Genomic DNA, 18,617 nt, shown 5'->3' with positions numbered 1-18,617 from the left:
GGTGACGGCGACACGCGTGTCGTTCTGCTCGGGGGCGAGGGTGGCGGCGCTCACTTCTCCTCCTCCTTCAGGGTGCTGCGGATGTAGCCGAACGAGATCGCCATCAGGATGATGACCATCAGCACGCCGATGGCTCCCGTCATGCCGAAGTCGTCCGCTCCGAGGCGAAACATGTAGGTGCCGAGAACGTTCGTCTCGCTCGGGGTGCCGCCGCGTCCCTGCAGGGCGAACACCTGCGTGAAGATGCGGAGGTTCCAGATGACCTGGAGGATGAAGACCACCATCATCACGGACCGCAGGTACGGAAAGACCACCAGGCGGAAGCGGTTGAGCCCGCTCGCACCGTCGAGGGCGGCGGCCTCCAGCACCTCACCGGGAACCTGGCCGAGCGCCGCGTACACGGTGAAGGCGACGAACGGGATGCCCATCCACACCACGATGAACGTCAGCACGGTGAAGAAGGAGAACGGGTTCATCAGCCACGAGTGGTTCGTGAACGCGGTGGATCCGGTGATCGCGTTCAGCGCGGCGTTGATCACGCCGTACTGGGTGTCGAAGATCCAGCTGAACACCACGGTCGACGACAGCGGCGGCATGGCCCAGGCCAGCAGCAGCCCCACGGCGACCAGCGTCCGGAACCCGCGCGAGAGTCGCGTCATCAGCACGGCGATCAGCGTGCCCATCACCATGATGAGCCCCGTCATCACGGCCATCAGCAGAAGGCTCCGCACCAGCACGATCGGGAAATCGCTGGCGGTGAGGACCTTGATGTAGTTGTCGAGCCCGACGAAGTTCGCCGGGGTGTCCAGCATCTTGTTCTTGATGCTGAAGTCGGTGAACGAGTTCGTCACCATCGTCACACCCGGATAGCCGACCATCACCCCGAGGAGGACGATCGCGGGTGCCAGCAGTGCCCAGGCGTTGCGAGCCTCGCGGCGCCTGCGCGCACGGGTGCGAGGGTCGAGCTCGGGGGCGGAGCGGCGCCGGGGGCGCTTCGCTGTCATCTCAGCCACGCTCATGCGAGTAAGTCCCTTCCAGACAGAAAGGGCCCCGGGTGTGTGGTCCCAGGGCCCTTTCCGGCTTACTTGTTGAGGATCGCTTCGATGTCCTTGTCGAGCTTCTCCGCAACAGTCTTGACGTCCTCACCCTTGGCGATCTTCACGAGCGCGTCGGGGATGACGAGGGACTTCTCCACCTCGGCCCAGTTGGGCGAAGCGGGAACGGCACGCGAGGCGGCCGTGGCCTTGGCTGCTTCCTGCGTGATCTGGTCCTCGGGCAGGAACTGGGCCTGCGAGGTCAGGGCGGGGATCAGACCGTTGCCGGCCATGATCTTCTGGTAGCCGTCCGAGAGCAGGATGGCGAGCGCCTTCTTCGCCTGCTCCTGAGCGTCCGACTTGGTGGCGACAGCCAGCGAGGAGCCACCGGCGAACACCGGAGCGGCCTCGCCCGCCTTCATGCCGGGAAGCGCGAAGGCCTGCAGGTCCTTGCCGTACGTGTCGGGGCAACCCGGGTTGTCGCTGTCAGCAGCGGCCTTGATCGACCACTGCACCCACGACGGTGCCGAGAGGAACCCGGTCTCGCCGGCGCAGAATCCGACCTGCGGGCCCGTCTCGTCGACGTCCGCGGGCGCGACGTTGGCGTTCTGGTAGACGTCCTGCAGCATGGTGAGGCCCGCGACCGACTTGTCGCTGGCGAACTGGGCGTCCCAGGTGTCGCCGTCCTGCACGGCGATCTCGCCGCCGTTGGCCCAGACGTACGCGAGGGCGTTGTACCAGTCCTTACCCGGTGCCCAGATGCCCGAGCGGGTGTCGGTCTTCATCGCCTTGCCCGCGGCGACGTAGTCGGTGAGGGTGGCGGGAACCGTGCCGGTGTAGATCTCCGGCGAGTAGAACACGATGCGCGAGCCGGCGTAGTACGGCACCGCATAGGTGCTGCCATCGGCCGAGCCCAGGTCGACGAACGACTTCAGCAGGTTGTCGCCGCCGAGCGCCGGAACCTGGTCGGTGATGTCGAGGAACATGCCCTTGTCGATGAAGCCCTGAGCCTGCGTGTTGCCGACCTCGACAACGTCGGGGGCATCGTTCGAGCTGAGTGCTGCGATGTAGGCCTCGTTGGTGTCCGCCCACGTCTTCTCGACGATCGTGAGCTTCCACCCCTCGTTCTCCTTCTCGAAGGTGTCCTTCAGGTAGGTGCGGGCCTCATCGGGGGTGTCGGTGCCGACGAGCCAGACGGTCAGCTCGCCGCCCTTCGCTGCGTCGCCGGTACCGGCGGAGCTGCCAGCGTCGGCAGCTCCGCCGGCGCAACCGGCCAGGACGAGTGCGGCCGCTCCCGTGAGGGCGACCGCTCCGATCTTGCGGTTCATCTGTATTCCTTACTTGGTGGTGGGGTGTGACGGATCGCTCCGCCGAGGGTGTCCGAACTAAGACACCCCGAGACGCGAGGAAAGGACCATGACAGCCGTGCCGCGCAGCACGATGTCGGATCCTTGCTCGGTCATCCGCAACACGACGTTGTCGTGGAACAGCGCCATCGTCCTGTTACGGAGTGTGCTCGCGGCCTCATCGCTGAGGGGTCCATCGAGCAGGTCTGTGGGGCCGGAGAGAACGATCTCCGACAGGTCGAGTGCGCCGACGATGGGGGCGAGGGCGATGCCCAGTCGCTCCCCTGCGTCGCGCAGCACGGATTCCGGGTCGTCGGATTCGGCCATCCGACGGCGCAGGGAGGGGGCGGCGAGCCAGGCCTCGAGGCAGCCGATCTTCCCGCAGGCGCACTGGGGTCCACCGTCGGTGCCGACGGTGACGTGGCCGATCTCGCCCGCGGCGAAGTGGCTGCCGCGCAGCGGTTCTCCCCCGGCGAGGAGCCCGGAGCCGACGCCGAGGCCAACCTTCACGAGCAACGTGTCGGCGGTGGCGTGGCCGAAGGTGTGCTCGGCGAGCACAGCGGCGTTGGCGTCGTTCAGGACGACGACGGGAAGCCCGAGCTCGGTTTCCAGGATCTGCTGCAGCGCGAGGTCGGTCCACCCGTAGTTCGGGGCGGAGCGGACCACTCCGGCCTGGTCGACGATACCGGGGGTGCCGACCCCGACACCCAGCACGGGGGCCGTGGCCGCGGCGACGAGTTCGCGGGCGAGGCCGATGACAGCGGCGAGGGCGGTGGCTCCGTCGCCCTGGGCCGGAGCGGGGATCTCGCGTCGCTCGACGATCTGGCCGTCGAGGCTGATCACGGCACCGGCGAGGGGTGTGGGACCGGAGAGGTCCAGCCCGATGATCTGGTGAGCATCCCGGGCGAGGTCGATGAGCATCGCGGGCTTGCCGGGTCCGACGGCTTCGCGGACGCCCTTCTCCTCAACGAACCCGTCGTTGATGAGCTCGCCGACGAGGTCGGAGATGGTCACGCGGGTGAGCCCGGTGCTGCGCGAGACATCGGCGCGGCTCATCGCCCCGTCGTGGAACAGTGTCTGCAGCACGAGGGCTCGGTTGTGTCCGCGAGCGTGCTCCGGGAGGACCTTGCCCGTGGCACGCAGCGACCCACCGCCGAGGCGGGGGATCCGAGTGGGTGTGCCCTTCTCCTGAGAAGAGCGACCCTGCGCTTCCGATGCAGTCATGATGTTTGTTAGTACACCTTACGAACATTCATCCGCGCAACCCCGTCCCGACGTTTCCCCCCTCTGTTACCCATTCGTTACCCGCGCGTGGGTCCCGCACTCCTCACGTCGTCCTCCCCCGACGTCACCCCATATCCCGCGAGAATTCCATCTGTGGGCGACAATCGGCGCGTTGCGGTGATTGTCGCCCACAGACGGAAGTCTCGCGGGTCATGTGTTGCGTGAGGAGCGGCGGGCGCCCAGGGTTCGGGGGCGCGGCGGGTTGTGCCGGGCTAGGGGCGGAGGTCGGCGACGAGCTCGGCGACGACGGCCTCACGTTCGGCGAGCGTGCGCGGGCTCCCGGGTACGCCCGGGAGGCGCTGCTCGGGACGCGGACCATCGAGCGGACGGTACGCGACCCCCCACGATGCGAGTCGGCGCAGCTGCACCGGCAAGCGCGATTCGAATTCGTCCAGATCGCCCGGCTCCCCACCGACCCACAGCCGCTCGGCGATCGCGGACAGACGGGGGAAGAGCGCGAAATCGGCGCGGTCGCGCGAGTCGATGTGCTCGCTCCACAGGTTCGCCTGGCCCCCCAGGCACCCGTCCGGAACGCGCGCCTGCCAGGCACCGGCCAGCGTCAGGGGCGGCCCCACCGGAATCGGCTCCTCCAGGCTCTCGCTCTGGCGATAGTCCAGGTAGAAGGTCAGGTCGGGGCAGGCGACGCAGTCGAAACCGCGCTCCCGCGCCACCTCCGCGGCCACCGGACCGCGCCACGCCGCAATGACGACACCGTCGGGCGTCGGGCCGGCGAGCACCTCATCCCAGGCATAGGCACGACGACCACGGGAAGCCAGATGGGCAGCGAGCTGGGCGGTGTACCACGGCTGCACGCCGTGGATGTCGTCGATCCCGAGCTGCGTCATCCGCTCCGCGATACGGGGCGAGGCCGCCCACTGCGCGGTCGGCACCTCGTCGCCCCCGATGCCGATCAGCTCTGAGCGGAAGCTGTCGATCAGCACGTCCAGCGCGTCGCGCGCGAACGCCAGCGTGCGATCCTCCAGGTTCAGCGTGTGCGGGTTGAGGCCGAAGCTGTGCCACGGTTCGGCTTCCGCCGGTGCCGCGTCCAGGTTCCCCAGATCGGGGTACGCCGCGAGCGCGGCCTGCACATGTCCGGGAAACTCCGCCTCCGGCACCACGGTGATGCCGCGCGCCGCGGCGTAGTCGTCGATGTGGCGCAGATCCGCGGCGGTGTACCAGCCGCGGTGCTCCCCCATCACCACCTGGGCGAGCGGGCCGTGACCGTGCTTCGTCCCCGAGCGCACGCCACCGCGCGTGGTCAGCAGGGGCCAGCCCGGCACCTCGAAGCGCCAGCCCTGGTCATCGGTGAGGTGCAGGTGGAACCTGTTCATGCGGTGACGCGCGAGCAGGTCGATGATGCGCAGCACGTCCTCGACGGGACGGAAATGCCGAGCGACATCGAGCATGAGCCCGCGCCACTGGTACGCCGGCGATGAGGTCCATGTTCCATACGGTGCCGGATGCGCGGCGTCCTCGGGCTCGCGCAGCTGGTCCAGAACCACAACGCCGTAAAGAGCACCGGCTGCGTCGCCACCGACGACGCGAACGCCGTCGGCATCGATCGTCACGGAGAAGGCTCCGGGCGCGAGGCTCCCGACAGTGACGTGGACGTCCACGGGATCGCCCGCGGGCTCATCACGATCCAGGAAGCTCTGCAGCACCGCCGCATCGAGCCCCTCCCCCGCGATCACCCGTGCTCTAGCAAGCGACACCGATCCGCTCGGATCGATCGTCGCGTCCACGCGCGGGACGATGGCGCGATGTGCGGCGGCCTGATGCGCCAGCGCGCGCCCGGGCGTGGCACCGGTGAGCTCGCCCGCTGACACCACGACCTCGCCCGCCACCAGCACCTCGCGGATGCCGACGGGCGCGGTGCGGGGCGCCTCGAACGTGGCACCGTCGCGGACTTCTTCCGGGTCGAAGAGCACCAGATCCGCGGTCGCCCCCACGCGGATCACGCCGCGCGGAGCATCACCCCGGTCTAGCCCCAGCCGACGAGCCGGTGTGGCGGACAGGTGTCGTACCGCCTCCTCCAGCGACAGGACGCCCAGCTCACGCACGTAGTGACCGAGGTAGCGAGCGAACGCCCCGAAGCCGCGCGGGTGGGGCTTCCCGCCAACGAGGATGCCGTCGGAGCCTCCGCAATGAGCCGGGTGCGTCATGATCGCTCGCACGTTGTCTTCGTCGCCGATGTGCATGAGCACTCCGGTGGCGAGTTCGTCGCGCACCAGAAGGTCCACGACCACGTCCACGGCGCGCTCACCGGACGTCGCCGCGATGTCGGCGATCGTCCGACCGACCACTGCCGCGTTCGCCGGATCGCCCACGCCAGAGATCTCGATCACGGACCAGTCGGCGACCTCGCCGTGGAACCCGTCGCAGCCGACCTCGTCCAGCTGTACCCGCAGCCACTCGCGGTCCTCGTCGGTGAACGCGCGCAGCCGCGCCAGCAGATCGCCACCCGCGGACAGCGCGCTCGGCAGGAGCGCAGCGAGCGTGGTGGCACCGGGAAGGTAGGGGTATGTGTCAAGGGTGACGTCGACACCATCCGCGATCGCCGCGTCGACGAGCGCGAGCAGCTCCCCCGCCCGACCGCGGTTAGGGGCGAAGTTCATCGTCGCGTGCGTGAGGTGAATGGGGCATCCGGTCACACGGCCGATGTCCAGCGCCTCACGGAAGGCGTCCAGCGCCGCGCCGCCGTAACTGCGCGTGTGCGGCGCCCAGTATCCGCCGCGCTCCGCCACCACGCGGCACAGCGCGATGAGCTCATCGGTCGAGGCGTACATCCCGGGCGTGTAGGTGAGCCCGCTCGACATGCCGAACGCGCCCTCGTCCATCGCCTCCCCGAGGATCCGGCACATCTCCGCGATCTCCGGCTCCGTCGCGGGACGCGGATCGTGCCCGATGACGAGCATCCGGAGGTTCCCCTGCGGCACGAGCACCGCGGCGTTGCCGACCGTGGCGGCATCGATCGCCGCACGGAAGCCCGCCACGGACCGCCACGGCATGGTCGCGGTGTCGATCGGACCGTTCCAGCCGGTGATCTGCGCCGCGACGGCTGCCGCGACCGCGTCGTCCACCGGGGCATAGCCGAGCCCATCCTGGCCGAGCACCTCCGTGGTCACACCCTGCAGCAGCTTGGCGGTGTGATCCACGCCGCGCAGCACGGCGAGATCGCTGTGCGCGTGCATGTCGATGAATCCCGGGGCCAGCACGAGGCCGGTCGCGTCGATCTCGACGGCGTTCTCCGACAGCCGCACGGGCTGACCGATCGCGACGACCCGCGCGCCTTCGACGGCGACGTCCGCCACGTAGCGCGCGGCCCCGGTGCCGTCGACAACGGTGGCACCGCGATACACGCGGACGCTCTTCTCCGCGCTGAGCACGATCTCCTCGTTCAGAAGCACGTCGCCACCGCCCCGATGACGAGCGGGTCAGCCGCGTCGGGATCGTCCACGAGCGGGATCACCCGCCACTTGTCGAGCGCCGTGCACGGGTGCGAGAGCCCGAGGCGTACGACCTCGCCCACCGCGGGCGCCTCGCCGTCGGTGCGGAGGAACGCGTGCTGGTCGTTGAGTCCGGTGATGCGCGCCTCGATCGGGCCGCGCCCCACGAGCAGCTGGACCTCGGGCAGATCGATGTCGAAGGAGACGTCTCGTCGACCGGCATCCAGCAGCGCGAGCCCGGGCTCCGGTTGCGAGACCACGCGGCTGAAGACGTGCATCGCCGACTGCAGTCGCTCGTCGCCGACGGCGGTGCCGAACGGGCTCTCGCGCCGATAGAGGCCGTCATCGTGCACCTGGTACGCACCGGAGCGGACGATGACGTCGGCGTCCGTGCGACCGCCGAGAATCGCAGCAACCCGATCGGGCCATTCGCTGCCGCCGGCGGAGAGGATCGGACGCCCCGGAACGAGGTGTGCCACACGCTCATGAACGGCGAGGAGCTCACGCAGGAAGACGTCCACCTCGGCGACATCCTCGCGGGTGGCACCGAACGGACCCTCGTAGCCGGCGACACCGGCGAAAGTGAGATTCGGTTCCGCGGCGATGGCCTCGGCGACGGCGACGGCCGCGTCGAACCCGCGCGCACCGGTACGCCCGTCAGATCCCCCGACGTCCACCATCACCTCGAGCGGCACAGGACCAGTGTGTCGTGCAAGTCGCGCGACCGTGGCCAACGAATCCGCCCACACCACAATGCGCACGCCCCGTGCCGCGTGCTCGGAGAACCGGGTAGCGGCGGCGATGTCGGTGAGGTCGTTCGCCAGCAGAATCCGCTGAACACCGACGGAGACGGCCAGTTCCACCTGCCACGGGGTGGCGAGGGTGATGCCCCATGTGCCCTCGGCCAGCAGCCGCTGCCAGAGCGCCGGCGACATCGTCGTCTTGCCATGCGGGGCCAGCAGCACACTGGCATCGCGCGCCCACCCCGCCACCGTGCGCTCATTGTGGCCGAGCGCCTCAGTACCCAGCACGAGCACGGGAGTGATGAACTCGCTGAGACGCGCGCGGGCGGTGTGGACGTCGGAGAGGGCGGAGCCCCAGAGGCGAGGGGGGAATGCTTTCGCCCAGGGACCGAGAACGGGATCGGGGACAGTCATCGTCACGGGATCAGTTTAGGCAGTACGCCGAACAAATTCCTCGGCGCACCGTATTCTTACTGTCATGAGCACCAAGATCGAGGTCCGCACGGACAACGCCCCCGCCCCCGCACACACCTTCTCGCAGGGTGTCCGCAAGGGTCCGATCGTCCAGGTCTCCGGCCAGGGACCGGTCGACCCCGTGACGAACGAGTACCTCTTCCCCGGGGATGTGGCCGCGCAGACCACCCGGACGCTGGAGAACGTCAAGGCCATCGTCGAGGCGTCCGGCGCCACGTTCGACGACGTCATCATGCTGCGCGTCTATCTCACCAAGCGCGAGGACTTCTCGATCATGAACGACGCCTACGGCGAGTTCGTCAGCAAGCACACGACGGGTGGCGTGCTGCCCAGCCGCACCACCGTGTTCACGGGCCTGCCCCGCGAGGAGATGCTCGTGGAGATCGACGGGATCGCCGTCGTCTCCGACTGAAATCGTCCCTGTCACGAATGCCTCGGAACCCCTCCGTTCCGGGGCATTCGCGCGTTCCCGGGACGTGTGGGATAAGACGTGGCGAAATCGTGATACGCGCAAGCGCCGTTGCGGGCCGGCGCGAACTTACGATAGGCGTGGCGACGACTGACCAGGGGGTTCCGCCATGACCGATCACGATCAGCCCGAGCACACTGCTTCGGGGGACGACGCGACCACTGCTGCTGCCGACTCCGTGGCTGACAACACTGTTGCCACCGAGGCCGCGACCGCAGAGACGATGGCTGCGGAAACCGTGGCTGCGCCCGTCGCACCCGCCGAGCCCACGCTGACCGCACTGCCGCATGCCACCGAGACCCCGGTCGCCGTCTGGGCCGAGGCTGAGCCGAAGAAGCGTCGTAAGCGCTGGCCGTGGGTGTTCCTGCCTGCCGCCGGAATCGCTGCCGGCCTCGTGATCGCCTCGACCACGCTGATCGCACCGGGCGTGAGCGCCTCGGGTGTACCGATCGGCGGCCTGACCCCGACTGCCGCGGCGAACGCGATCGCCGATCGCCTGGCGTCCACCACGATCGAACTCACCGGCAACGGCGAGAAGGTCACCCTCAGCGCCGCCGACCTCGGCGCGTCGATCGACGCGAGCGCGCTGGCCGATGCCGCACACCGCGACGCTCCGCTGTGGAAGCTGGACGCGTGGAACTCCGCCGCCGACACCGGCGCAGTGACCATCGATGCGGACAAGGCCGAGGCAGCGCTGCGCGAGGCGCTGCCGGACGCCTTCGTCCCCGCTACCGACGCCGAGGTGACCTTCGCCGACGGCTCGTATCACGTGAAGCCCGCCGCAGACGGTTCCGGTCTGAACGTCGACAGCCTGCGCGTCGCGCTGCAGAGCGCCCTGGAGAACGGCAAGACCGTTGCTCAGGCGTCCGCCGAGCCCGAGGCGCTGACCCCGGCCATCTCGACCGAGTCCGCCCAGGCCGCGGCTGACAAGCTCAACGGCCTGGTCTCCACGATCGGCTTCTACGTCGGTGACGAGCGCACCGTTCCGGTCAACCCTGCCACCATCGCCTCGTGGGTGACGCCGACCCTTGACGAGTCCGGCGCCCTCACGATCGAGGTCGATGAGGCCGCGCTGGCCAAGGTGATCCCGACTCTCGCCGAGAAGATCGACCGCCCAGCCGTCAACGGCACGGAGATCGTCAACAAGTGGGGCGACCTCGTCGAAGAGGGTGAGAAGTCGCAGACGGGCCGCAAGCTCGGCGACACGTCGAAGCTCGCAGCGGCGTTCGCCCAGCAGATCGCCGCCGGCGACGGCAAGCTCGTGCTTCCGGTCGAGGAGACTCAGCCGGAGATCGCGAAGATCGAGCGGCACATCGACGTGAACCTCAGCGAGCAGCGCACCTACGTGTACGAGAACGGCAAGACGATCCGCACGTTCACGATCTCCTCCGGCGCATCCGGGCACGAGACGCACACGGGTGAGTTCACGATCTTCGCCCACGTTCCCATGCAGGACATGGGCTGCGTCGACGGCTACGACTACTGCACGAAGGACGTCCCGACAGTGATGTACTTCAACGGCGACGAGGCGTTCCACGGCACGTACTGGCACAACAACTTCGGCACGCCGATGAGCCACGGCTGCATCAACATGCGCGAGGACGAGGCGCTGTGGCTGTACAACTGGGCTGCCGACGGCGTGAGCGTCAGCGTTCACTACTGAGTCCACAACGCAACGGGCGTCGTCCTCACCGGACGGCGCCCGTTCTGCGTTGCACCACCCCACGTTCACGCATCGCTCATCCACACGATGACTTTCACAGAAACAACGCGGCCCCAAGTGTCGGCGTGAGCGGCTACCCTGTGGCTATGAGCGAACTGCGACTGGAAGAACTCGGCGCCAAGACCATCGTGGCGGTCAACAACCTGTCCCTGAAGCCAGGGCAGCAGCAGTTCCTTGCGCCGGTCTCGTATGACCTGGCCACCACCGTGGTGAATCCCCAGACCACCTGGCAGCGCGTCGTGTTGGACGGCGACCGCGTGGTCGGCTTCGTGAGCGCCAACTTCGATCACGACGCCACCGAGCCGCACTTCCAGTCCGTGCTCTGGCGCATCAACGTCGACGCCGAAGCCCAGCGCGGCGGCATCGGCCGCTTCGCTGTGGACGAGCTCCGCCGCGTCGCCGCCGAGCGCGGCTTCGACCACGTGGACGTCATCTACGAGGCCGGCGAAGACGGTCCGGAGCGCTTCTTCACCGCGGTCGGCTTCACCCCCGTCGGCGAGACCGAGTACGGCGAGGTCATCGCCACCATCAAGATCTGATCACACGTGAGACGACGATGGCCCCGAACCAGCGGTTCGGGGCCATCGTCGTGAGCGGGATCAGACCAGCGTCTCACGCCAGGCGGCGTGCAGCTGGGCGAACTTGCCCGTACCGGCGATGAGCGCCTCCGGGGTGTCATCCTCGATGATCTTGCCGTGCTCCATCACGAGGACGCGGTCCGCGATCGCCACCGTGGACAGCCGGTGGGCGATGATGATCGCCGTGCGGTCGGCCAGCAGCGTCTCCAGGGCGTCTTGGATCTGCCGCTCGCTCGGCATGTCGAGCGACGCCGTCGCCTCGTCAAGGATCAGCACGGCGGGGTCCGCGAGGAAGGCGCGGGCGAACGAGATCAACTGACGCTGACCCGCCGACACCCGGCCACCACGCTTGTTGACGTCCGTGTCGTATCCGTCCGGGAGCGCCTGGATGAATCCGTCCGCACCGACGGCGCGCGCCGCAGCGACGACCTGATCCAGCGTCGCGTCGGGCTTGCCGAGCGCGATGTTGTCCGCGATCGTCCCGCTGAAGAGGTACGCCTCCTGCGTGACCATCACGATCGCGCGGCGGAGGTCCTTCGGGTGCAGATCACGCAGATCCACACCGTCCAGGCGCACGGCGCCCTTCGTGGGGTCGTAGAAGCGCGACACGAGCTTCGCGAGGGTCGACTTCCCCGCGCCGGTCGTACCCACGAGTGCGACCGTCTCCCCCGCCGGGATCTTCAGCGAGAAGTCCGGCAGGATCGTTCGCGCGTCCGAGTAGCCGAACGTCACGTCGTCGAACTCGAGCTCGCCCCGCGCGTCCCACAGGTCCACCGGCTTGGCCGGGTCCGGAACCGTGGGTGTCTCCTCGAGCACGCCCGAGACCTTCTCCAGCGCGGCCGTGGCCGACTGGTAGGAGTTCAGGAACATCGCGACGTCCTGCAGCGGGCCGAAGAACTGCCGGACGTACAGCACGGCGGCCAGCAGCACACCGGCCGACATCGTTCCATCCGGCACGCGCAGCGCGCCCCACAGCACGACGACGGCGAGCGTGACGGCCGCGATGGCCATCATCCCGGGGTCGAACGTGCCGTACAGCTTCATCGAGCGCATGTTGACGTTGCGGTAGTCGGCGGACAGCCCGCTGAACTCCGTGTCGTTGCGCGGCTCGGTGCGGAACGCCTTCACCGCACGGATACCGGTCATCGTTTCGACGAACTTCACGATCACGCGAGCGCTGATCACGCGCGACTCACGGAAGATCACCTGCGACCGCGCATAGAACCAGCGCATCAGGAGATACAGCGGGATACCCGCCAGCACCAGCACGACGCCGGACTGCCAGTCGAGCGTCACGAGCATCACCAGGGTGAACACCGCGTACAGCAGACCGGAGACCAGCTGGTTCAGACCGCCGTCGAGGAGCTCGCGGATGGAGTCGAGGTCGCTGGTCTGGCGCGAGATGATGCGTCCCGACGTGTACGACTCGTGGAATTCCAGGCTGAGTCGCTGGGTGTGCAGGAAGATCCGCTTGCGCAGGTCCAGCATGATGCCCTGGGTCAGCTTGGCCGCGAGCACCGCGTACCAGCCGATCAGCGCGGCACCGCCGAGCCCAACCACGATGTAGATGGCGACGACGAAGAACGCCAGGCTCCAGTCCCCCTTCTCCACCGCGAGCGGCAGGGCGTCATCGATCCCCCACGCGATCAGGCGCGGCGCGATCACCTGCAGGATGGTGGAGACCACCACCACGATCGCGGTGAGCACGATGAGCCCGCGCGTGGGTTTGATGAGCGAGCCCAGCAGGCGCAGCGACCGGCGACGGATCGCCTTGCTCTCCGCCTTGTTGTAGTCGATGCGTTCTTCGCCCTGGGTTCCGGTGACAGAACTCACAGCTCCACCTCCGCTTCCTGAGCCACGATCTCGATGATCCCGGTCTGCGCTTTCATGATCTCCGTCTTCTCCGCCTCGGCTTCCTCAAGGCTCGAGATGACATGTCGGTAGTGCTCGCTGGTCGCGAGCAGGTGCGAGTGGGTTCCCACCGCCGTGATCCGGCCGCTCTCCAGCAGTGCGACGCGGTCTGCGAGCGCCACGGTGGACGGCCGGTGCGCGACGATGAGCGCCGTGGTGTGGGCGAGCACCTCACGCAGCGCCGCCTCCACGAGCGCTTCCGTGTCCACATCGAGTGCGGACAGCGGGTCGTCGAGCACCAGCACGGCCGGTGCAGCGGCGACCGCGCGGGCAAGAGCGAGGCGCTGACGCTGTCCACCGGACAGGCTCATGCCCTCCTCACCGATCACGGTCTCGACGCCGTCGGGCAGGTCGTCGACGAACGACGCCTGGGCGATGGCGAGAGCCTCACGCATGACGCGCTCGCCCTCCTCCGAGTTCGGATCCAGTTCCGGACGCCCGAGCAGCACGTTGGTGCGCACGGAGGCCGAGAACAGCGTCGCGTCCTCGAATGCCATGGCGATGTGACGACGCAGGTCCCGCAGACGCAGGTCGCGCACGTCGACGCCGTCGAGCGTGACACGACCGCCGGTGACGTCGTACAGACGGGTGGGCAGCGTCGTGAGGGTCGTCTTGCCGGAGCCGGTCAGACCGACGAGTGCCATGGTCTCGCCCGGCTCCAGACGCAGGTCGATGCCATCGAGCAGATCCCGCTCGTGAGCACCCGCGTCCTGGTAGCGGAAGCGCGCGCCCTCGAACACCAGCTCGCCGCGCGAGGTGGGCATCTCGACCGGGTTCGCCGGGTCGGTGATCGTGTCGAGCTCGTCATAGACCTCGAACACGCGGTCCGTGGCGGTGCGCGCGTCCAGCAGGAAGGAGAACAGGAATCCGATCGACTCGATGGGCCAACGCAGCACCGCCGCCATCGCGAAGAACGCGAACAGCTCCGGCACGGTGATGGCTCCCTGGCTGCACAGCCAGATGCCGGCCAGCAGGCTGAGGCCGAAGGCGACGTTGGGCATCAGCACCAGCCAGAACCAGATGTTGCCGTCGGCCTTGGCCTTGCGCAGTTCGGTCTGGCGAAGCGTCTCGGCCTGGCCGGCGAACTTTCCGAGCGCGTGCTTGCCACGGCCGAACGCCTTCAGCACGCGAATGCCATGGACGCTCTCCTCGACGCTGGTGGCGAGGTCTCCTGCCTGGTCCTGGCTGAGGCGGGACAGCTCGCCGTACTTGCGGTCGAACAGGTAGCCCTGCACCCAGAGCGGAAGCGAACACACGAGGAAGATGACGCCGAGCATCCAGTGCCAGCGGAACAGCAGCACGGTGCCGATCACGATCGTCAGCATGTTGACGACGAGCAGGATCAGACCGAAGGCCAGCCACCGGCGGATGAGGCCGATGTCCTGCATCATCCGGCTGAGCAGCTGACCGGACTGCCACCGGTCGTGGAACGCGACCGGCAGGCGCTGCAGCTTCGAGTAGAAATCGGTTCGCATCGTGTACTCGACCCCCATGGAGGGGTCCAGCACGAACCAGCGACGCAGCCACACCATGGCGGCTTCGCCCAGGCCCAGCACGAGCACGACGATGGCACCCACGATGATGCCGACGGTGTCGCCGCCGGCGACGGGGCCCTGCACGATGCTCTCCAGGGCGATGGGGATGAGCAGCGCGATCACGGCGCCGACGAGGGCGCTGATGGCGCCTCCCGCCAGACGGCCGGCGACCGGCTTGACATAGGGAATCAGGCGCGCGAGTGCGCGCGGGGTGGACAAACGTTCTGCAGAGTGCGCGGAAGAAGACATGATCCTTGAGGGACATCGAGATCGAGTGATGAATGCGCGCGAGCGCGCGAATGACCGGTGCTACCGGTGATGCAGGGGGCCGCGACGGAGATGCGGCGACGCTGTTCTACCCGAACGTAGGCGTCGCGATCCCCGCGGGCACAAAGGCGGCAACAAGCGTGGTGAGAGCGGTCTCGTTCATTGCGGCCTCCTGGAGCTCACGGGATGTCACGCCGGTCGACGCGACAGCCCTCCAGACTATGCTGTGAGTTCCCTGACCGCAACCCTCATCCCGCGGAACTTCCGCTGGCCTCATCCGCGAGACTTCCGTCTGTGGGCGAGAATCGCCGCGTTTAGCGTGACCCGCGTTTCGTGGAGTTGGTGTCTCGTTTCCTTTCTGCCGGTTACGCGGCGATGAGTTCTGTCAGCTTTTCGGCTGGGGTGGCGTAGTCCAGGCTCTGGTGTCGTCGCGCGGTGTTGAAGTACTGGATGTAGTCCGCGACGGCGTTCGTGGCCTGCGCCCGGGTGGTGAAGCGCTGCCAGCGGAGTCGTTCCTGCTTCAGCTTGGAGAAGAACGACTCGGCGACAGCGTTATCCCAGCACTGGAAGTTCTTGCCCATCGACCTTCGGATGCTGTGCTTGCGGCAGAACCCTGCGAATCGCTTCGACCGGTATTGGGTGCCGTGATCGGAGTGGAAGATCGCGTTCTCCTTGACGTGCCCGCTGCGCAACGCTCGTCGCAACGCTGTCACGACCAGCTCCGCGGTCTGTCTGGCACCCGATGCCCACCCGATCACCGAACGTGAGGCCAGATCGATGACAGTGGCGACATAGAGCCATCCTTCATCGGTACGGACGTAGGTGATGTCGCCGACGAGCACCATTCCCGGCTCCAGCACGTCGGAGAAGTGACGGTCGACGAGGTCCTCCGGGTCGGCGCTCGCCCGGGCCCGGGCCGCGGCCCGCTCGAACGCCGCCTCGGTGGCTCGGGGCATCAGCTTCATCGCCTTCATCGCCTTCAGGACGCTCTTCGGGTTCACGGGCAAGCCGTGATCTATCCTCAGGTCAGCGGCGATCTTGCGGTGCCCAACGGTATACAAGGACCGCACGAACAGGCCGAGCACTTTCGCGTGCAACACCGCCCGCCACTGCGCTGTCGCCGACAGCGGTCGCGTCTTCCAGGCGTGGTACCCCGACTCGGAGACACCGAACTTGCGGCACAGGTACTGGATGGAGAAATCAGCCTTCATTCGATCGATCACCGCGAACCATTCCGCCGGCGAGAGATCTCCTGAACGAAGGCGCGCGCTTTTTTCTCGAAGTCGAGTTCCTTGCGCAGTCGAGCGTTCTCCTCCTCCAACTTCCGCACACGCTTGCGCGCAGCATCCGTCAACGTCCCCGACGGATCCAGCTCGATATCACGAGCCGTCCGCACCCACCGATACAGCGTCTGAAACGGAACCCCGAGATCATCCGCGACCGCACGAATCGTGCGCCCCCTCGACTCCCGATAGATCCGCACCGCCTCCGCACGCTGATCCGGATGCCACTGCTGACCCTTGCGCCGCTCAGGACGCTTCCCCTGCTCTTCCATAAATCACCTGAGACACAGCCTCCACCATCCGCGGGTCACCGCAAACGCGCGGATTCTCACCCACAGACGGAAGTCTCGCGGGCTCTGAAACGCGGGGGGGACGACCACGCGAGACGACGACGCGGGGCTGCGGGACGACGGCGGCGGACGACCGTGCCGGGAGCGGCGCACGCGGGACAGTGCGCGCGTGGCGACGCCCCCGGTGCGGTTGCTTCGGGGGCGACGTGGCGGAAGACGTGGGGTGGTTACGCGGCGGCCTCACGAGCGAGAAGGGAGCGCTTCACGTCGGTGCCCCAGGCGAAGCCGCCAAGGGTGCCGTCGGTGCGGAGCACACGGTGGCACGGCACGAACAACGCGACCGCATTGCGGGCGCAGATCGATGCCACGGCACGGACGGCGGTCGGGCTCCCCAACGCCGCCGCGAACTCGGCGTACGACAGTGGCGATCCCGGAGTGATGCGTCGTAGCGCCTCCCATCCGGCGCGCTGCATCTCGGTGCCCCGCTGACGCACGGGCACGGTCATGATCGGCTCGACGTCCCCGTCGTAGAACGCGCGCACGGCGTCCCCCGCTGCGGTCTCGCCCTCGCGGATCTCGGCGGGGCGATCCCGCGGGCGCAGGCGCTCGACGAGAGACACCGGGTCATCGGTCCACCCGGACGCGATGACGGCGCCGCCCTCGTCAGCGAGGATGCCGAACGGACCGTCTGCCGTGTCGATGAACTGAACGATGGCGGTGCTAGTGGTCGTGGTGGTCATGATCGTCCTTCCGACGGGAGCGGAGTGTCAATGGGGGTGGAGAGGACGCGCCACAGGTGCGCGGTGAGGTAGGAGCGCCACGGCGAGGCACGCCGCGCCCAGTCGTCCAGGCCCGCGGCATCCGCGGGAAGACCGGCGCGAGCACCGCCCTGGCGCACGGCGACGTCGCCGGGGAGGAAGACATCGGGATCGCCGACGACCCGCATGCGGACGTAGTCCGCGGTCCAGGGCCCGATGCCCGGTAGGGCCAACAGACGCCGCCGCTGGTCTTCCGAGTCATCGCCGCTGGTGAGCTGCAGCTCTCCCGTCGCGAGGGCTGCCGCGGCCCCGGTGATGGCACGGATCCGCGCAGCCGGCCCGCGCAGCACCTCGGCACCGTGCTCGGCGATCGCGGACATCGTGGGAAAGAGCCGGCGTGGGCCGCCCTCCCCCGCGATGTCCGTCTCCTCGCCCAACGCGTCGACCAGCCGAGTGAGGTGCGTGCGCGCAGCGGGAACCGAGATCTGCTGGCCGATCATCGCCCGGATCAGCATCTCGTGCGGATCAGCCGTGCCCGGCACCCGGATTCCTGGAACGGCGGCGACCAGTGGGGCGAGTTCGGGAATCGATCCCAGGGCATCGTCGATCGCCGCGGGATCCGCGTCCAGGTCGAACAGCCTCCGCGCGCGAGCCACCACACTGCTGAGGTCACCCAGGGTAGTCAGGCGCGCTGACAGCCGCAGGCGTGATTGGTCGGCGCGAGCCACACGGAACCATGCCGGCCCGCCCGGGAGGCGGAGCGTTCGTTCGAACCCCTGCGCATCGCCGGCCTCTGTCCCCGGCAGCACGCGAGCGGCCATCCACGCGAACACACCGTCCGGGTCGAACGGGGCGCGATACGGCAGCACCAGGTCGATTCGACCGCCTTCGGTGCTCTCGTGCGTGCGTCGCCGAGCGCGCAACGCCGTGGGCGTCAGGTCGAAGACTTCGCGAATCGTGTCATTGAACTGGCGGACGCTCGCGAAACCCGCCGAGAAGGCGACGTCCGCGGCGGACAGATCAGTGCCGACGAGAAGCATGCGCGCGGTGTGCGCGCGATGCGCGCGCGCCAGGGCGAGCGGCCCAGCACCGAGCTGCTCGGTCAGCACCCGCGTCAGGTGCCGCGAGGAGTAACCGAGGCGGGACGCGAGCCCAGCCACGCCCTCCCGTTCGACGACGCCATCCGCGATCAGTCGCATGGCGCGACCCGTGACGTCACCGCGCAGGTCCCACTCGGGCGAACCGGGTGCAGCCTCAGGGAGACACCGCTTACAGGCACGGAATCCGGCCTCGTGCGCGGCGGCCGACGTCGGCAGGAACGACACGTTCTCCGGCTTCGGCGTGCGCGCGGGACACGAGGGACGGCAGTAGATACCCGTGGAATGCACCACGGTGACGAACTGCCCGTCGAATCGGGCGTCGCGCGAGCTGATGGCGCGGTACCTCTCATCGAATGTCAGGTTCGGGCTCATGGGT

At 68.2% G+C, this 18,617-nt stretch carries 14 protein-coding genes; 3 read left to right on the top strand and 11 right to left on the bottom strand.

Annotated features, from left to right (window positions below; translation table 11 throughout):
• Positions 1-50 precede the first annotated feature (50 nt).
• The 5 genes from ABTV68_RS04960 to ABTV68_RS04940 all read right to left on the bottom strand — a co-directional run bounded on the left by ABTV68_RS04960 (position 51) and on the right by ABTV68_RS04940 (position 8,267).
• Entirely contained in the window at positions 51-1,019 is a 969-nt protein-coding gene (locus tag ABTV68_RS04960) for a carbohydrate ABC transporter permease (protein WP_433676506.1), read from the bottom strand.
• Between the two features lie 62 nt (positions 1,020-1,081).
• On the bottom strand, positions 1,082-2,362 hold the full coding sequence (locus ABTV68_RS04955) for an extracellular solute-binding protein (protein ID WP_433676505.1): 1,281 nt from the start codon (positions 2,360-2,362) through the stop codon (positions 1,082-1,084).
• Positions 2,363-2,419: 57 nt separating this feature from the next.
• Positions 2,420-3,604 (bottom strand): ROK family transcriptional regulator, encoded by a 1,185-nt coding sequence (locus tag ABTV68_RS04950; protein ID WP_433676504.1) that lies wholly within the window; start codon positions 3,602-3,604, stop codon positions 2,420-2,422.
• A gap of 272 nt (positions 3,605-3,876) precedes the next feature.
• Positions 3,877-7,071: a family 20 glycosylhydrolase gene (locus tag ABTV68_RS04945; RefSeq protein WP_433676503.1), complete on the bottom strand. Its 3,195-nt coding sequence runs from the start codon at positions 7,069-7,071 to the stop codon at positions 3,877-3,879.
• Positions 7,062-8,267, bottom strand: a complete 1,206-nt coding sequence (locus ABTV68_RS04940) for an amino acid deaminase (RefSeq protein ID WP_433677548.1) — start codon at positions 8,265-8,267, stop codon at positions 7,062-7,064. The genes ABTV68_RS04945 and ABTV68_RS04940 overlap by 10 nt, the downstream gene beginning before the upstream one ends.
• 64 nt (positions 8,268-8,331) lie before the next feature.
• Here ABTV68_RS04940 and ABTV68_RS04935 point away from each other — a divergent pair, with 64 nt between their 5' ends.
• From ABTV68_RS04935 to ABTV68_RS04925, 3 genes are all read left to right on the top strand, one after another.
• On the top strand, positions 8,332-8,739 hold the full coding sequence (locus ABTV68_RS04935; RefSeq protein WP_433676502.1) for a RidA family protein: 408 nt from the start codon (positions 8,332-8,334) through the stop codon (positions 8,737-8,739).
• Between the two features lie 166 nt (positions 8,740-8,905).
• Entirely contained in the window at positions 8,906-10,459 is a 1,554-nt protein-coding gene (locus tag ABTV68_RS04930) for a L,D-transpeptidase family protein (RefSeq protein WP_433676501.1), read from the top strand.
• Positions 10,460-10,605: 146 nt separating this feature from the next.
• A complete protein-coding gene (locus ABTV68_RS04925; protein WP_433676500.1) occupies positions 10,606-11,058 on the top strand; it encodes a GNAT family N-acetyltransferase in 453 nt (150 codons plus the stop codon).
• 60 nt (positions 11,059-11,118) lie between these two features.
• Here the strand turns inward: ABTV68_RS04925 and ABTV68_RS04920 are convergent, their stop codons facing one another.
• The 6 genes from ABTV68_RS04920 to ABTV68_RS04895 all read right to left on the bottom strand — a co-directional run bounded on the left by ABTV68_RS04920 (position 11,119) and on the right by ABTV68_RS04895 (position 18,613).
• Entirely contained in the window at positions 11,119-12,930 is a 1,812-nt protein-coding gene (locus ABTV68_RS04920; RefSeq protein WP_433676499.1) for an ABC transporter ATP-binding protein, read from the bottom strand.
• Positions 12,927-14,792 (bottom strand): ABC transporter ATP-binding protein, encoded by a 1,866-nt coding sequence (locus ABTV68_RS04915; RefSeq protein ID WP_433676498.1) that lies wholly within the window; start codon positions 14,790-14,792, stop codon positions 12,927-12,929. The genes ABTV68_RS04920 and ABTV68_RS04915 overlap by 4 nt, the downstream gene beginning before the upstream one ends.
• A gap of 383 nt (positions 14,793-15,175) precedes the next feature.
• Complete coding sequence (locus ABTV68_RS04910) at positions 15,176-16,021, bottom strand: IS3 family transposase (protein WP_433674138.1); 846 nt, start codon at positions 16,019-16,021, stop codon at positions 15,176-15,178.
• 8 nt (positions 16,022-16,029) lie between these two features.
• Positions 16,030-16,365, bottom strand: a complete 336-nt coding sequence (locus tag ABTV68_RS04905; RefSeq protein WP_433674139.1) for a transposase — start codon at positions 16,363-16,365, stop codon at positions 16,030-16,032.
• 245 nt (positions 16,366-16,610) lie between these two features.
• Positions 16,611-17,123, bottom strand: a complete 513-nt coding sequence (locus ABTV68_RS04900) for a methylated-DNA--[protein]-cysteine S-methyltransferase (protein ID WP_433676497.1) — start codon at positions 17,121-17,123, stop codon at positions 16,611-16,613.
• Positions 17,120-18,613, bottom strand: a complete 1,494-nt coding sequence (locus tag ABTV68_RS04895) for an AlkA N-terminal domain-containing protein (RefSeq protein ID WP_433676496.1) — start codon at positions 18,611-18,613, stop codon at positions 17,120-17,122. The genes ABTV68_RS04900 and ABTV68_RS04895 overlap by 4 nt, the downstream gene beginning before the upstream one ends.
• Positions 18,614-18,617 lie beyond the last annotated feature (4 nt).

This window comes from Microbacterium gorillae (assembly GCF_050990725.1).
In the GTDB taxonomy this organism is placed as follows: Bacteria; Actinomycetota; Actinomycetes; order Actinomycetales; family Microbacteriaceae; genus Microbacterium; species Microbacterium gorillae_A.
The sequence above is the reverse complement of the archived record's forward strand: the minus strand, read 5'-3'. Positions and strand labels throughout refer to the sequence as shown.

Bases quoted from the DNA above. Each gene is read 5' to 3' on its own strand.
- ABTV68_RS04960 (WP_433676506.1), bottom strand. From the start codon at position 1,019: ATGAGCGTGGCTGAGATGACAGCGAAGCGCCCCCGGCGCCGCTCCGCC.
- ABTV68_RS04955 (WP_433676505.1), bottom strand. From the start codon at position 2,362: ATGAACCGCAAGATCGGAGCGGTCGCCCTCACGGGAGCGGCCGCACTC.
- ABTV68_RS04950 (WP_433676504.1), bottom strand. From the start codon at position 3,604: ATGACTGCATCGGAAGCGCAGGGTCGCTCTTCTCAGGAGAAGGGCACA.
- ABTV68_RS04940 (WP_433677548.1), bottom strand. From the start codon at position 8,267: ATGACTGTCCCCGATCCCGTTCTCGGTCCCTGGGCGAAAGCATTCCCC.
- ABTV68_RS04935 (WP_433676502.1), top strand. From the start codon at position 8,332: ATGAGCACCAAGATCGAGGTCCGCACGGACAACGCCCCCGCCCCCGCA.
- ABTV68_RS04930 (WP_433676501.1), top strand. From the start codon at position 8,906: ATGACCGATCACGATCAGCCCGAGCACACTGCTTCGGGGGACGACGCG.
- ABTV68_RS04925 (WP_433676500.1), top strand. From the start codon at position 10,606: ATGAGCGAACTGCGACTGGAAGAACTCGGCGCCAAGACCATCGTGGCG.
- ABTV68_RS04915 (WP_433676498.1), bottom strand. From the start codon at position 14,792: ATGTCTTCTTCCGCGCACTCTGCAGAACGTTTGTCCACCCCGCGCGCA.
- ABTV68_RS04910 (WP_433674138.1), bottom strand. From the start codon at position 16,021: ATGAAGGCTGATTTCTCCATCCAGTACCTGTGCCGCAAGTTCGGTGTC.
- ABTV68_RS04905 (WP_433674139.1), bottom strand. From the start codon at position 16,365: ATGGAAGAGCAGGGGAAGCGTCCTGAGCGGCGCAAGGGTCAGCAGTGG.
- ABTV68_RS04900 (WP_433676497.1), bottom strand. From the start codon at position 17,123: ATGACCACCACGACCACTAGCACCGCCATCGTTCAGTTCATCGACACG.
- ABTV68_RS04895 (WP_433676496.1), bottom strand. From the start codon at position 18,613: ATGAGCCCGAACCTGACATTCGATGAGAGGTACCGCGCCATCAGCTCG.